The organism is Spirochaetota bacterium (genome assembly GCA_040756435.1).
GTDB lineage: Bacteria > Spirochaetota > UBA4802 > UBA4802 > UB4802 > UBA4802.
Window position 1 is genome coordinate 39,025 of record JBFLZD010000021.1, and the last position, 16,034, is coordinate 55,058.

Sequence of the window (16,034 nt, forward strand, 5' to 3'; positions counted from 1 at the left end):
ATTCTTTAAGTTTACCTGACAATGTTATTTAGTTTTCTATTACAGTCTTTTTTATCGCTATATTGTATTTTTTCAATTTATTATGCATTGTTTTACGCGATACATTAATGGCCTTTGCTGTTAAGGAAATATTATAATCAAAATGTTTCAACATTTCTTCAATATATTCTTTTTCAATTTCGTCAAGCGTTTTAACATATTGGGCCTTGCTTTCACTATCTTCTATTTTTTTTGTAGTTGCATCAGTCTCAGAAATGACATGGTTTATGTTTTCGGATTCAACATCTATGGCTTTTGCTTTTGGTTTATTATATTCTTCAAATTCCAAAACGCTTTTAACAACATCAAGTTTAACGGCAGGTTCCGTTGAAAGTAGTACAAGCCGTTTGATAACATTTTCCAGCTGCCGCACATTGCCAGGCCAGTGATAATCTGTCAAATATAATCGTGACTGTAAATCAAGTGAAATATTCCGACCATATTCGGTTGTAAATTTATTCAGGAAGTAATCAATAAAAAGGGGGATATCTTCTTTTCGCTCTTTTAAGGGGGGCAAATAAATTGGCACCACATTTAAACGATAATATAAATCTTCCCTGAATGTGCCCTGCTTAACCATCTCGCGTATGTCGCGGTTACTTGCAGCAACAATTCGTGTGTCCACTTTAATGATTTCGTTACCACCAATGCGCTCAAATTCTTTTTCCTGCAAAACACGCAACAGTTTTGCCTGCATATCAAATGAAAGGTTACTTATCTCATCAAGAAAAAGAGTCCCTTTACTGGCAACTTCAAACTTTCCAATTTTTCGGGCGATAGCACCTGTGAATGCTCCCTTTTCATGGCCAAACAGTTCACTACCAATTAAATCCTGTGGTATTGTACTGCAGTCAATTGATTTGAAAGGATATTGTTTGCGATTACTGTTATAATGGATAGCTTTTGCAATAATCTCTTTGCCAGTGCCACTTTCACCAATTATTAAAATGGTACTATCAGTATCAATAACACGTTCCAGCGTTGCAAAGATACGCTGCATCTTTGGTGACTTGCCAATGATATTTTTAAACCTGAAACTTTCTCCAACTTTTTCGCGAAGCTCATTGACTTCGTTTTCCAGATCAAGTTTTTCAACTATATTTTTCAGTATAACCAGAAGCTTATCGGTATCAAATGGTTTTACCAGATAATCATACGCTCCTAATTTCATGGATGTTATTGCCAGTTGCACATCGTTTGAAGCGGTGATCACCACCACTACAATATCAAGTTTTAAATCACGTATTGTCTGTAACACCTCAATGCCGTTTTTACCAGGCATTTGCAGGTCAAGTATCAATATATCATATTTATTTTTTGTTAATTCCTCAATTATAGTATCACCACGGTCAATGGTACTGACATAAAATGATCCTTCAAGCAGATCTTTTAACAGGTCACGAATGCCTTTCTCATCATCTGCAATAAGCACTCTATAATATTTTTCTAGAATAGTGTTCATGGTCACAGCATTATGTATAAAAAATATTTATATTGGGATCTGAAGAGTAAATCCATTCCTATCTTGTAAAAATGTAAACAGCCATCCACTGCGCTGTGCAATGCAATACACTTTAAAAAGCTCCGTACCCTTACTAAAAAACTGCTTACACTGGAAAGGGTAATAAAAAATATCTTCAGGGATACTATCGAATACTACACCCGAAAAATTGATACTGACATTACACTGCATTTCTTTTGAAGCATTAAGATGCAACGATGAGCCCGAAAAATATTTCCAATTAAAACCATTGATGATGCTGCTCAGGCATTGTTGAAATCTATTGATATACAGTGATACACTGAATTGGTCATTGTGTTCAATTGTAATATACTCGCGATAGGAAGATTCTTCAACTATCGTACACAAAACTTCTGGAAAAGCGCACTCTGCAATATCATCGTCTATTACAGTAAATGCATCATACAACTGTGTAAAAATAGTATCAATGCGTTCGGATTGCTCAATAATCATGTTCTGCGACTTGACAATTAAGGCAGGCTCATTTTTTTGCGATAGTAACTGTGCATATCCCTTTACTGTGGTTAAAGGGTTGCGGACTTCATGAGCAATATTTCGTATTACTCGTTCAATGATATCAACTTCATGCATGTGTGCTTTAATCTAATTCAATTTGCTTCGCATCGGCCCATAGACGCTCTAACTGATAAAATTCACGTGTTTCTTTAGTAAATATGTGAATGATAATATCATTGTAATCCAGAACAATCCATGGTGAATTGGTTGTGGTACGCGAACGCTCTTTTATTCCCATATCAAGAAAATATTTATGAACTTCTCGTGCCAGTGCCTTGCAATGTAATATGGAATTGCCGGTACATATTAAAAAATAATCAAGATATGAATTCACTTCCCTTAAATCAAGAAAGACGATATCAATGGCCTTTGTATCATCAAGGACCTTTTTACATCCTTTCATCAGGGATAATACTACAGGATCTATCGAATGTTTGGGTTTTTTACTTTTTGCTGTCACTGTGAATAATCCTTTCCTACTATTACTAATACATCTGCTAACTGTGATGAGTCAACTATATGATACATAGTATCAATTCCAAGAATTGAAGATACTTTTAAAGCCGAGTTTAAATTTCCTTTTTGATTTATTATAACGGTTTTGTCAGTTACCTCATACGGTGATGTACCAAATTCAACCACTGTAAGCCCTTCACGCGTCAACACATTGCGCATCTTTCGCGCAAGCCCGGGGATATCCGATCCATTTAAAATTTTAACTTTAATAGATTCAGAATCTTTAATATCAAGAACCAGAGGGCGCAAGAACTTTTGTTCATATAATTTTCTGGTAATATCATCCACCGTGTAATTATTGTCCTTATCCATCTTGCCTGGCATAATGGTTGTATATACAGTCCTGGCATCATACACAACATCAATAAGGGATAACATTTCCTGTAATAATAAATTGGTGTTAATTGAACTGACCATTTCACTAATATGCTCTTTATTTGCATACTTTTTATATAATTCTTTATTTGTGAAAAGGGTAAGGGCAATATCCATTATTCTATCGTATTTCAGATAAATTGAATTTTGTTCAACTTTATTAATATACCATAAAGCCTTACGGCCATCACAATAATTGATACCAGTTGTATATCCTAAATCCATTTTTACCTGGTCAAGTATATATAAATTTATTCCATCAATTAAATCAATAATTTTTATGGCATCTGAAGCATACAATTCAATATAAAACGGTAATGTTATATGAAGGTCATCTTCAAGTGAGTCTATTATATCACTGTAATCAGAAAACGAAAGTGATTCAAGCCTTTTTGCTTTTCCGGTTCTTTTATTAAGAGTCACCAGATAATTTGGTGGAACAAATGTAACACCTATACTTTTTTTTTCAGGATTAAAATGAAGAATTGCATAAAACGAATGCCGCCTTTCATTATATTCATTGCTAGCAGTTACAAGAATATTAATCAATTCTTTATTAGCAGCCAGTGTGTCTATGGCATTACGTGTAAACCTGCGGTAAATATAAAATATACCCATTACTATTATACAAATTAATGTAATAGAAACAATTAAACGTATTTTATCTTTCACTTTTATATAACCCATGCTTATAGATATATTGTTCTACCCTGCCAGGTAATAAATACTTGATGGATTTGCCATTTCTTACCCTGTCACGGATAACAGATGAGCTAACATCGATAACAGGATTTTTTGCACAGTGAATGCGTGACATATACTTGTTAAAACGTTTATGCAGTACATCACCAGGACGTTTCATTATGATGAAATCAATTGTCATAAGCAGACGCTTCCATTCTTTCCATGTATTAATTTCATTGAATGCATCACATCCAATAATAAAAAACAATTCCCAGTCCGGGTTTTTCTGTAATATTTCTTCAACGGTATAAATAGTATAGGATGGCTTTTCTCTGTCAATCTCAAGCCGTGAAACTTTGAAATAATCTACACCTTCAATGGCCAGCTTAATCATTTGATAACGATGTTCTGCCGACACATCATCTTCCAATTCCTTGTGAACCGGATACTTTGTTGGAACAAATACAACAAAATCTAAATTAAATTCTTCATGTATAAACTGAGCATTAATGAGGTGCCCTATGTGAACAGGATTAAATGTACCACCAAATATACCAACCTTCAAATGAGCCTCACCGTATATACATATTTGATTCATCTTTATGAATTCAGTGTAGCAGTCAAGAAAATTTATTAATCAGTATGGATCCACTGCGCGTCAACCTTATGTTTTTGGGCAAAACTATCTAATTTTTTAGGATAATGTTGTTTTACTATTTTCACCATTTGTTTCTTTAAGGTTTTGTCAGATAGCTCATATACTTCATCAAAAAAGTGTAAAAGTTCTTTGCCGCCATATAAAGCCAAAACATTCAAAATCACTCTTTTAGATGCAATATTTTCTTCCTGTTTATAGCGTTCAAATAAAAAAGGCTTATCTATAATATGTAATTCATATAATGTACAATACCCTGTTAATCTTTCTAAGGGATTATTGCTGTAAAGTTTGTTATTGATAGTGGAGTACGTATATAATGGCTGTGTTATAAAGAATGATATTGCAGTACTACCTGATACCGTTTTAGCTACAAGCAATTTCCCTAAAATAAAACCGGCAACTATACTTGTAGATACTATGAACGCTATCCGTATTAAATTCTGCTTGTTTATCATCATTGTAAAGCCTTTATAAAGTCATCAATAATTGAGCTATGGCTACTATCTGACCTGACGATAGTAATAATGCATTATAATGTCAATAATGATTAATAGTGTTTCTATCAAATAGTAATGGTAAACCTGAATTGCAATCCCTTTTTCTTTTCAGTATTAAAAGTTAGTATAGCATCATATGTACCCTTGTTCTTTAATGAGACATCCGAACCATAGTGATTTTTCATATGAATAAGGGTATATGTTTTGCTGTTTGTTTTGCTTTGAATATGTAATATTGCACTTTTAATAGTTCCCGCATCATTACCTTTTACAAAAATAGACATATGATGAGTAATATCAGGATCAAGCTTGCTGGCATCAAATTTCATTCCACTTTCTTTCATCATCTGTTCCATGGCGGTTTTAATATCATTCAGATACACTTCTATTGATAATCCATCTTTTTGTGCTTGAAACACCATTGTACCCATAGCTTTATGCGTTGATTTACCACCTTCATGCCCATGGTGCATGTGTTGAGACTGACCAAAAGCAGCATACATCATTAACAGCACAACTGTTAAACAAGCTATTGATTTTTTCATACAATCCCCCTTATAGTTATTATTGTAAATTAAGTTCTCGCTTTTTCCAGAGATAATATATAGCCGGATATACAAGAAGCTCCATAATAAAAGAAGTTGTCAATCCTCCAACCATAGGAGCAGCAATTCGTTTCATCATATCAGCACCTGTTCCGGTAGACCACATGATAGGTAATAGCCCTATCATGGTTGTCATCACTGTCATCATCTTGGGCCGTATTCTTTGTACTGCACCATGCATTATTGCATTCTTCAAGCCTTCAATAGTTTTCAATCTACTATCTTTTCTGGCTTCTTCATAAGAAAGATCTAAGAATAATAACATAAATACTCCCGTTTCTGCATCAAGCCCCATCAACGCAATCATACCAACCCAAGTAGCAATTGAGATATTATATCCCAGGATATACATTAACAGTACGGCACCAATTAATGAAAATGGAACAGCTAACAATACAATTATAGTCTTAATTATGCTCCCTGTATTAATAAATAAAATTAATATTATTAAAATAATTGTAACCGGTAAAATAATCATCAAACGTTTTTTTACCCGCAAAATATTTTCATATTGGCCACTGAATGTGACAGTATACCCTGCGGGTATTTTTAAGGATTTATAAACCACTTCTTTTGCATTATTTACATATGATCCAATATCTACAGTATCATAAATATCAACAAATACATAGCCAGTTGTCATCCCATTCTCATTTCGAATCATAGATGGTCCATAAGATAGTGTAATAGTGGCCACTTCCTGTAGTGGAACATGGAATTTATTTTTTGTAGGTATTAACACCCTTTTCAGTTCATCTATGTTATTTCTGAAATCTCTTTGATATCGTACATTAATGGAATATCGCTCCCTGGAATTTTCAATAGTAGTAATAACCGTTTGCCCCCCAATAGCTGTTGCAATAATGGTCTGTAAATCTTCTACTGTTAAACCATATTGGGCTAATGCATTTCTATCTGGAATAATATTAACATAATATCCTCCACCCACACGTTCTGCATATACACTGCGAGTTCCCTCTAAATCTTTTATCAGCCCTTCAATGTTCATGCCAATTTTTTCAATTTCTTTAATATCCCCACCCATAATTTTAATTCCAATCGGCGTACGTATACCGGTAGTTAACATATCAATACGTCCTTTTATTGGCATTGTCCATGCATTGGTTACTCCTGGAACCTTTAAAGCACTATCCATCATGGCAATGAGTTCCGAATACGATATATGTTCAGGCCATACAAGACGTAATAATTTTTTTAGTGGTTCTGGAGCCCAAGGGGAATACCATTGTTCTTTTGTTCGCCATTGTTCCTTTGGTTTAAGTACTATAGTGGTTTCTATCATTGACAAAGGAGCTGGATCAGTTGAAGTTTCCGCTCTGCCTGCTTTCCCAAAAACTGATTCAACCTCAGGAAAACTTTTTAAAACCTTATCCTGATACAACAAGAGCTTTCTGGCTTCAGTAAGTGAAATTCCAGGTAATGTTGTGGGCATATACAGAATTGTTCCCTCATTGAGAGGTGGCATAAATTCTGAACCCAGTGAAAAAAAGACTGGTATTGTGATAATGAAAATAATTAATGAACTACCTATTACATGTTTTGGGTACTTCAATACAAATCTACATGCAGGCTCATACATCTTAAAAAGTGATTTACTGATTGGATGTTTTTCTTCAGGATAATATTTTCCAATAAAGAGTGTTGTAAGAATTTTTGATACTTTTTTTGATTTTAGTTTATATGGCTCTAATCGTGTAAAGAGCATTCGCACTGCTGGATCAAGTGTTATAGCTAATAGAGCTGCCAGTGCCATGGTTAACGTTTTGGTCCATGCAAGCGGTGTAAAAAGCCTTCCTTCCTGATCAACAAGAGTAAAAATAGGTAAAAATGCAGTTGTTATCACCAGTAATGAAAAAAACACTGACGGTCCAACTTCCATAAGTGCCTCTAAACGCACTGCATGATAATCTCCTTTTCTTCCATTTGCTATCCAGTGTTCAATTTTCTTATATGCATTCTCAACTTCTACAATTGCTCCATCAACCAGAACCCCAATAGAAATAGCAATCCCTGTTAAACTCATAATATTAGAAGTGATTTTCATAAAATACATAGGTATGAAAGCAAGAATAACTGATATAGGAATTGTTATAATTGGTACAAGGGCTGATGGAATATGCCACAAGAATATCAAAATAACTATGCTCACAACAATCATCTCTTCTATAAGCGCGCCTGTTAATGTAGAGATTGATTGCTTAATTAAACCTGATCTGTCATACACAGGCACTATCTGTACTCCTTCAGGTAATCCTTCTTTAACTTCCTGAATTTTTTCTTTAACTTTTTTGATTACAGTAAGGGCATTTTCTTTATGGCGCATAACGATGATTCCCCCAACCACCTCACCCTCACCATTGAATTCAGCAATACCTCGCCTGATCTGCGGCCCTACAGTTACATCAGCCACATGCTCAAGTAAAACGGGAGTGGGGATATTCGATTTAATCACAACTTTTTTTAAAGCATTAATATTCTCTATATATCCTTCCGCTCTCACCATATATTCTTTGCCCGACCATTCAATGAGGCGACCACCCATTTCATTTGTGCTTTTTCTAATTGCTTCTATGACATCCAATAAACTGATATCATAACTATGTAATGTATTGGGATTAATAGTAACCTGTAATTGCTTCTCAAAACCACCAACTGTTGCAACTTCAGCAACCCCAGGAACCGATTGCAGTGAATACTTAATATACCAGTCCTGCAATGTCCTCAATTGCGAAAGATCATATTTCCCACTTTTATCAATCAATGCATACTGATAAATCCACCCCACCCCTGTTGCATCCGGTCCCAATTCCATTTTAACGTCCTGTGGCAATGATCCCTGCAACTTAGAAAGATACTCAACCACCCTGCTTCGTGCCCAATAAATATCAGTTCCATCTTCAAAGATAACATAGATATATGAAAATCCGTAGTCACTGAATCCACGGATGGTTTTAACCTTTGGTGCTCCCAATAAAGCCGAAACAATTGGGTATGTTACCTGATCCTCAACTATCTGGGGGCTTCTGTCCCACCTGGTATAAATTATCACCTGTGTATCAGATAAATCTGGAATGGCATCAAGAGGAATGTTATCAATAGCATAGACAGCATATAATAGCAAAAACGATATAACAAATAAAACCAAAGCTTTATTATGAACAGAGAATGAGATAATTTTTTTAATCATATTTTTTTACCATGATCTAACATCAATGAGCATGGCCTTCATTTACATTACTGAATACAGCTTTTAATTGCGATTCAGAATCAATCAGGAAATTTGCAGGGGATACAATAACATCACCTTTCCTTACACCTTTTAATACTTGATAATATCCATTATCCCCCAAAGCTCCTAATATAACTTCATGTGGCATCAACGTTTCATCAGTATGTTTTACAAATACATAATTTTTTTCGCCAGTTTTAAATACTGCCTGTTCTGATATAGCCAGATGTCTTCCAGTAGAATATCGCAATAACATTTCACCATATAATCCCGGTTTAAGCTCTATTGAAGTATTATAAAATAATGCTCTGACTTTTACAGTACGGGTTTGCTCATTGACAAAAGGATACACAAATTGCACATTCCCCCTATATTCTTTATTACCCCAGTACGGTATGCGCAACGTAGCCATCATTCCCGGTTTTATATACGGCAAATCAGGCTGATAAACTTCAGCAATTGCCCATACTGTTGTAAGGTCAACAATCGTCATTAAAATTTCATTAGAATTTACTTTTTGACCCTCAAAAACATTTTTGTCTATAACGTATCCTGTATACGGCGAATATATAGTTACAGCTCTTGAGGCTTCTCTTTTTGTTTCTATTTCGTTAACCTGTTTTTCAGTAAGGCCATAGAGCAACAGTTTTTCTTTCGAAGATTTTTTAAGATTTAATAGCGTACCAGTAACAGTTTGATTATTGGATAGTGTTTCAATAGAATTAATGATAGAAATATATTCACTGACCGCTGCATACAGTTCAGGACTGTAAAGTGAAAGCAATGGTTCTCCTTTTGAAATGAACTGACCCGTTTTATTAACAAATAATTTATCAACCCAACCTGAAATTCTGAAACTAATTTTATATGTTTTTTCTTCATTTGCCATTATTGTTGCTGATGTCCGCAATTCTTTTACGATGTCTTTAATCCCAACTGTTTCATACGTTAAACCCAGTATATTTGCCTTTTCACCAAGTGATAAGGAAGCATATCCTACAATATCCTGATGTTCTTTATGCGATTCATTTTTCTTTTCCTCTTTAACTGGAACAAGGTCCATGCCGCATATTGGACAACTACCTGGTTTATCCGAAATGATTTGTGGATGCATTGGACAGGTATAGCTAACTTTTGTGGCACTTTTATCAGCTATATTTTGGCGATAGTTACCAACAATAAATACTATTGCGGCAATAACTATGACAATTACAACAATTAGAATAAACAATTTTTTCATTGTACACCAGACCAATCAAGTATTGATGTATCACCCTGTAAAAAATATAAAAATGAAACCGATTTACAATATTCTTTAATCGTATTCAGTTGCTCCTGCTTATAATTTAATAACAAACGAATGGTATCCATCAATTTCATAAATTCAGTAGTCCCTGTACGATAGTAGGCAATATCAGTCTGCAGCATTGCTTCAAGTTGCGGTATAATATGTTTTGAATACAATTCATAAAATTGTTTCCACTTCTCAGTATTAATAGATATTGTAGAAAGCGCAAATGTAATTTCATTTTTCTTATCATTACGCTCTGCTTCAGACTGGCCTTTTTTAATTTTCATTTCCTGAATTGCAGGTATATTTTTGCTTATAAACCATGCTGGTATATTGAATGTTGCCATAACGCTAAACATATCATCACGTTTTGCACCCTGTGGTGTTTTATCACGCTGCATATATGAAACACCCACTTCCACATCCGGATACAGATCTTTTTGTGTAAGATTTATTGCTTCTTCATCTATGAGAATTTGAAGCGATAGTAACTGCAATTCAGGATTTTCGCGTAAAACTTTTTCACTTACAGCAGTGTCTGGTTGGTTATGGATTGTTATAGTATCATAATTGAAGTCAGCACTATAGTTTTTCTTTTCACCATTACTATCGCCAAGAAGGTATGCTATGTTTTCTTCAGTTTCAGCAATTGCAGCAGTAACCTTAATTATCTCTTCATCAAGTTTGGATAATTCTACGCTTATTTTCAGCACGTCCGATACCATACCAATTCCGGCAGTGCTTCTTGATTTCTGAATTTCCAGAAGAATGGTTAGATATTTTTTTGTTTCTTCTATAATTTTTATATATTCTTTCAAATACGCAATTTCAAAAAAGTACGAACGCACTGCATGGAGATAATATGCCTGATATAATCGATACATTTCCTGAGCTTTTTGATATTCAAGTATTGCTATACGTTCTTTAGCAGATAATTTCCCAAAAGAAGGAAACATCTGGTATATGCCAATTTCTTTACTGGTCATATCTGATTCATTGAACGATGGTTTACTAACTGGAATATTGTTCAATCCCAATGTAACTTTTGGATCAGGTAACGATGAAGTAACAGTGATTTTATTTTTAAATTGATCTACCTGAAGCTTCATTGCTTTTAATTTAAAATTATTTTCAAGAACCTTATGTTGTACTAATACTAAATCTATTGACTGCGGCCATAACCATAAAGGAGTTATGAAAATATATAAAAAAACAAGAAGTGTTATGCTCATTGAATACGTCATTCTATTTACGTTTGAACTTTTCATCGTCTTTTTCTTTTGTAATATACTACCATAAAAGTAGTATATAACAAGTTCATAATTAAATCAATAAAAATATTTAATAAAAAGATAATTGTAAATATTTCTAAATTTTTTATACACCATTGTATGTATTTTTTACTTTATAATAAATGAATTGGAATGGGACTATATTCTATTGATTACTGAATACGTTTACGGCTTTTTATGAAAATATAAATCGATTATAAATATAATGTACATTCCCGCCAAATATGGGGATATAAATTATGATGTTCAGATTTCTCATTTATAAATTTATCGCAATTATATTCTTATTGGTTATAGCATAAATAAGAAAAAACCACCATTTGAACAATCTAAAAGAATGTATTATAAAATGAAGCTATATGTTGCTGCTGCAGTAACACCCATCATTTGATGATATTTGAATGCATCTTCAATATTTCTGTCCTCATATAAACGCTGATATCTTCCACCCAAATATACAGTTACTGAAGCAGGTGCAATATAATAACCTAATGAAGCGGATGTATTTATCCCTTTTGTAATCATAGATGAAGAACTATCAACCAGATCAGCCTTCCCTTTCATATATACATAGCTAACATTTCCGGTAAAATAGAGATTACTCACAATATTCAAAATTATTGATAATCCCGTACCTGGACCATACATATAATAAGATGCTTCTTCATTTGATACTGAAAAATCAAATTGTACATATTTGCCACCAATAAATAACTTAATGTTATTAGTAATCCCATAATTAATCGTTATATCAAAATCATATCGGTTAAAATTACCAAAGGTAACACCACCTCCTGAATACTCCGGATTATTGAATTGCCCATATAAGAAGACGCCGGCAATACTCCAATTTTCCAAAAAATTGAGTGACATTACTGGCCCATACATAATACTTCTATCAGTTTCTATTGTGCCACCTCCCGCACTTTTCTCAACAGCAATCTCCCATGTTGTATACCAGGTTGAAGCTCCTACACTCAAATTTGCTGCAAAACTTACTGCAGTAAAAAGAAGAATGAATAGTATAGTACATGTAGTATAAATATTTTTCATGATTTTCCTCCTCAATGTAAAATGTTGCCCAAAATCTATTCCAGAATATACTTCACCACTTTTAATGGTAGATTGTATTTTCCGATTACTATTACAATTTTAAAGGTACAACCTATCAAATTGTATTAATATATACATTGAAAAAAATAATTAAAAAAGTAGTTGTAAAATACTTCTAATAATACCAAAAGTCAACAGTCGGTATTGAAAATTTTTCATTGTATAAACTCATTTGTATCTTTTTTGTTGACAAATATTTAATAGCCTGACTAATCAAAGGTAAATTGAAAATTATCTTAATCATGGTGTCGTCTTATGGAATTTGATGCAGTCATTGGCCTTGAAGTGCATGTGCAATTGAATACACAATCCAAGATATTTTGCTCTTGCTCAACTCAATTTGGAGCACTAGCAAATACTCAGGTATGTCCAGTATGTTTAGGGCTTCCGGGTGTATTACCAGTATTAAATAAAGAAGTATTAAAAAAAGCTATACAGGCAGGGCTTGCTTTAAATTGTAAGATTGCGTCATACAGCAAATTTGACCGTAAAAACTATTTTTATCCTGATCTCCCCAAAGCTTATCAAATATCACAATATGATAAGCCAATATGTTACGATGGCTATATTGAGATAGCTACTGACAATGGAATCAAAAAGATTGGAATCACTCGCCTGCATATGGAGGAAGATGCTGGTAAGAATATCCATAGTGAAGATTCAAACTATAAAGTTTCTTATGTTGATTTCAACAGAACGGGAGTTCCACTAATAGAGATAGTATCTGAACCAGATATTAATACTCCTGATGAAGCGTATCAGTATCTCCAGAACCTGCGCTCAATACTGAAATATATTGAAGTATCAGATTGCAATATGGAAGAAGGAAGCTTGCGATGTGATGTCAATGTTTCGTTAAAACCAAAAGGTTCCCCAACATTTGGGCAAAAAGTTGAAATAAAGAACTTAAATAGTTTCCGTTCGGTTAAATTGGCCCTTGAATATGAAATTGAACGCCAGAAGAAGATGTTATTTCAAAATGAAAAAATAGTTCAGGAAACCCGTTTATGGGATGCTGATCGCAATATCACGTTTTCCATGCGCTCAAAAGAAGAAGCGCATGATTACCGATATTTCCCAGAACCGGACTTGCCACCCATTGAGATATCTCAGGAATTCATTGAACAATTAAAAAATGAATTACCTGAATTGCCACACCAAAAACGTATACGATTTATGCAACAATATGGATTGCCTGAGTATGATGCTCAGGTGTTGACCACAACCAAGCAATTAGCATCATATTATGAATCAGTTGTTGCTGATGGGGTACAGCCCAAAAAAGCATCTAACTGGATAATGAGTGAGGTTTTAGCAAAGATTGATGATCCGGAAACTATTGATTCTTTCATTGTTAAGCCCAAAGATTTAGCTATACTTTTGAAGCGAATAGACGACGCAACAATCAGTGGAAAAATAGCCAAAACTGTTTTTGAAGAAATGCTTGAAACTGGCAAAAATCCTGATACAATTATTAACGAAAAGGGATTACGTCAGGTAACAGATACTGGCGCAATAGAATCTATCATTGATGAAGTACTTAAAAACAATCCTAAATCTGTTGAAGATTATAAAAGCGGCAAGGATAAAGCACTGAAGTTTCTCATTGGACAGGTTATGAAAGAATCCAAAGGTAAGGCAAACCCACAGATGGTTAATGATATACTTATTAAAAAATTATCACAATAATAGCTTATACTTCAAACTATCGCAAAACAAAACAAGAAAGGAAAAAATATGGAAGCAGTCACCACAACAAAAGTCCCCGGTACACGAAAGCTTTTTTCAGGTAAAGTACGTGATGTATATAAAGTTGATGATGAGCATCTTGTCATTGTATCAACCGACAGAATTTCGGCTTTTGACTGGGTATTTCCAAATGGCATTCCCGGCAAGGGCATTATTTTAAACACCATTTCAAACCTGTGGTTTAAAAATATAAAAATTATTAATAATCATATTATAGAAACCAACTATAAAAATTTCCCAAAACCATTTTGTGATTATCCAGAATTTTTTAAAGATAGAGCCGTACTGGTAAAAAAAGCAAAACGAATTGATTTTGAATGCGTTGCACGTGGTTATATAATTGGCAGCGGCTGGAAGGATTATCAAAAGACAGGCAAGGTATGCGGAATTGAATTGCCCGGTGGACTACAGCTTGCCGACGAACTGCCATACCCAATTTTTACCCCCGCAACAAAAGCAGAATCAGGACATGACGAAAATATTACCATTGAAGAAATGAAAAAATCATTGGGAGCCGATATTGCCGAAAAGTTAGCGCAGGTTACCCTTGATTTATATGATTTTGCCAGGGATAAATTAAAAAAAGCAGGTATAATTTTAGCTGATACAAAGTTTGAATTTGGTTTTTCTGATAAAGAAATTATTTTGATTGATGAGGTATTAACACCTGACAGCTCCCGATTCTGGGATGCATCATTATATAAACCCGGCATTTCACCGGTAAGTTTAGATAAGCAGTTCATACGCGATTATTTAGAAACTACCACCTGGGATAAAAATTCGCCCCCTCCTCCTTTACCAGATGAAATTATACAGAAAACAAAAGAAAAATACGAGGAGATTTTACAAAGAATTAAACACATTTTAGGTTAAATATTTGTGTTTAATATTGGATTAATCCATAAAGATTTGTATATTTTTATCCGATACTTTTAATGCCAATGCGTTTATAATCGAGGGGGGATTACATGGCTTTACCCAGTAGAAATCCGTATGACCAGTACAAACATACAGAAATAAATACCGCCAATCAGGGTAAATTAATCGTAATGCTTTATGATGGTGCCATTAAATTCTGCAACATAGCTATAGAACATATGCATCCAAAAACCTACGATATTGCCAATACCAATATTCTTAAGGCTCAGGACATAATTAATGAATTAATTTTAGCGTTAAACATGAATGAAGGTGGAGATGTTGCACGAAATCTTTTTAACCTGTATATATTTTTCAAAAAACAACTTTTAGAAGCCAATATTCAGAAAAACGCTGATATATTAAAAAATGTCGTTAAATTATTAAAAGAGTTACGGGATGCATGGGATAAAATTTCTACTAAAGAAACTCCTTCGGACAGGGTTGCAACAGCATCCAAAGGTTCCTTTTCAATTGAGGGATGATATTGAATCACTTCTTCATAATGTATCAGATTTACTGTTAACCAAACAAATGCTGTTAAAAAAGTTTGAGGTAAACCTACAAACTATACAGATAAATTTGATAAATGAAAATGAAGAAGCGATAGTTACCATAATATCCTCAAACAATGAAATTATTGAAGATATCTCTCTTTGTAATTATTCTATTGCCAATTGCATTAATGATTTAACATCTAAAATTGGCATTGAATATACCGAATTTGAAAAATTCCTTAGAAAATTAAATCATCCTGTAGCAAATATCATTTGCGATACAATGAAGAATATAAATTTATCTATTAAATATATATATAACCTGAATCAGACTCTGATTATTTTGCTTACCAATCATGAAGAATCAATACTAAAAAATATTAATGAAATAAATAAAATAATCGAATTACAAACGCAACTGGCATATTAGTCAATTCATTAATAATCTTTTATTTTTTATAAAACCTGCTTAAAATATATTCTTTTTAAACCTGTAACCTTACAGATTTTTA

The 16,034-nt window shown here is 33.6% G+C and carries 15 protein-coding genes; 4 read left to right on the plus strand and 11 right to left on the minus strand.

What is annotated here, in order from left to right; translation table 11 throughout:
- Positions 1-28: 28 nt before the first annotated feature.
- From AB1444_07715 to AB1444_07765, 11 genes are all read right to left on the minus strand, one after another.
- Positions 29-1,501 (minus strand): sigma-54 dependent transcriptional regulator, encoded by a 1,473-nt coding sequence (locus AB1444_07715; GenBank protein ID MEW6526535.1) that lies wholly within the window; start codon positions 1,499-1,501, stop codon positions 29-31.
- Positions 1,502-1,528: 27 nt separating this feature from the next.
- A complete protein-coding gene (locus AB1444_07720; protein MEW6526536.1) occupies positions 1,529-2,152 on the minus strand; it encodes a histidine kinase dimerization/phospho-acceptor domain-containing protein in 624 nt (207 codons plus the stop codon).
- Between the two features lie 7 nt (positions 2,153-2,159).
- On the minus strand, positions 2,160-2,537 hold the full coding sequence (gene rsfS / locus AB1444_07725; GenBank protein ID MEW6526537.1) for a ribosome silencing factor: 378 nt from the start codon (positions 2,535-2,537) through the stop codon (positions 2,160-2,162).
- The gene (locus AB1444_07730; GenBank protein ID MEW6526538.1) at positions 2,534-3,640 is read right to left on the minus strand and encodes a LytR C-terminal domain-containing protein; all 1,107 of its coding nucleotides are present in this window, start codon (positions 3,638-3,640) and stop codon (positions 2,534-2,536) included. Before AB1444_07730 ends, rsfS begins: the two co-directional genes overlap by 4 nt.
- Positions 3,630-4,217, minus strand: coding sequence for a nicotinate-nucleotide adenylyltransferase (nadD, locus tag AB1444_07735; GenBank protein ID MEW6526539.1), 588 nt, complete (start codon positions 4,215-4,217; stop codon positions 3,630-3,632). The genes AB1444_07730 and nadD overlap by 11 nt, the downstream gene beginning before the upstream one ends.
- Before the next feature lie 68 nt (positions 4,218-4,285).
- Complete coding sequence (locus AB1444_07740; GenBank protein ID MEW6526540.1) at positions 4,286-4,768, minus strand: hypothetical protein; 483 nt, start codon at positions 4,766-4,768, stop codon at positions 4,286-4,288.
- A gap of 104 nt (positions 4,769-4,872) precedes the next feature.
- Positions 4,873-5,352: a hypothetical protein gene (locus AB1444_07745; protein MEW6526541.1), complete on the minus strand. Its 480-nt coding sequence runs from the start codon at positions 5,350-5,352 to the stop codon at positions 4,873-4,875.
- 19 nt (positions 5,353-5,371) lie between these two features.
- On the minus strand, positions 5,372-8,620 hold the full coding sequence (locus AB1444_07750) for a CusA/CzcA family heavy metal efflux RND transporter (protein ID MEW6526542.1): 3,249 nt from the start codon (positions 8,618-8,620) through the stop codon (positions 5,372-5,374).
- 22 nt (positions 8,621-8,642) lie between these two features.
- Positions 8,643-9,902, minus strand: a complete 1,260-nt coding sequence (locus AB1444_07755) for an efflux RND transporter periplasmic adaptor subunit (protein MEW6526543.1) — start codon at positions 9,900-9,902, stop codon at positions 8,643-8,645.
- Positions 9,899-11,221 carry a TolC family protein gene (locus AB1444_07760; protein MEW6526544.1) on the minus strand — a complete coding sequence of 441 codons (1,323 nt, stop codon included), beginning with the start codon at positions 11,219-11,221 and terminating at the stop codon, positions 9,899-9,901. Before AB1444_07760 ends, AB1444_07755 begins: the two co-directional genes overlap by 4 nt.
- A 366-nt stretch (positions 11,222-11,587) precedes the next feature.
- Positions 11,588-12,298 (minus strand): hypothetical protein, encoded by a 711-nt coding sequence (locus AB1444_07765; GenBank protein ID MEW6526545.1) that lies wholly within the window; start codon positions 12,296-12,298, stop codon positions 11,588-11,590.
- A 315-nt stretch (positions 12,299-12,613) separates the two neighbouring features.
- Between AB1444_07765 and gatB the strand changes: the two genes are divergently transcribed.
- The 4 genes from gatB to AB1444_07785 all read left to right on the plus strand — a co-directional run bounded on the left by gatB (position 12,614) and on the right by AB1444_07785 (position 15,952).
- Positions 12,614-14,047: an Asp-tRNA(Asn)/Glu-tRNA(Gln) amidotransferase subunit GatB gene (gene gatB, locus AB1444_07770; GenBank protein ID MEW6526546.1), complete on the plus strand. Its 1,434-nt coding sequence runs from the start codon at positions 12,614-12,616 to the stop codon at positions 14,045-14,047.
- Between the two features lie 48 nt (positions 14,048-14,095).
- Positions 14,096-14,980, plus strand: coding sequence for a phosphoribosylaminoimidazolesuccinocarboxamide synthase (locus tag AB1444_07775; protein ID MEW6526547.1), 885 nt, complete (start codon positions 14,096-14,098; stop codon positions 14,978-14,980).
- Positions 14,981-15,075: 95 nt separating this feature from the next.
- On the plus strand, positions 15,076-15,510 hold the full coding sequence (gene fliS / locus AB1444_07780) for a flagellar export chaperone FliS (GenBank protein ID MEW6526548.1): 435 nt from the start codon (positions 15,076-15,078) through the stop codon (positions 15,508-15,510).
- The gene (locus AB1444_07785; GenBank protein MEW6526549.1) at positions 15,425-15,952 is read left to right on the plus strand and encodes a hypothetical protein; all 528 of its coding nucleotides are present in this window, start codon (positions 15,425-15,427) and stop codon (positions 15,950-15,952) included. The genes fliS and AB1444_07785 overlap by 86 nt, the downstream gene beginning before the upstream one ends.
- Positions 15,953-16,034: the final 82 nt, after the last annotated feature.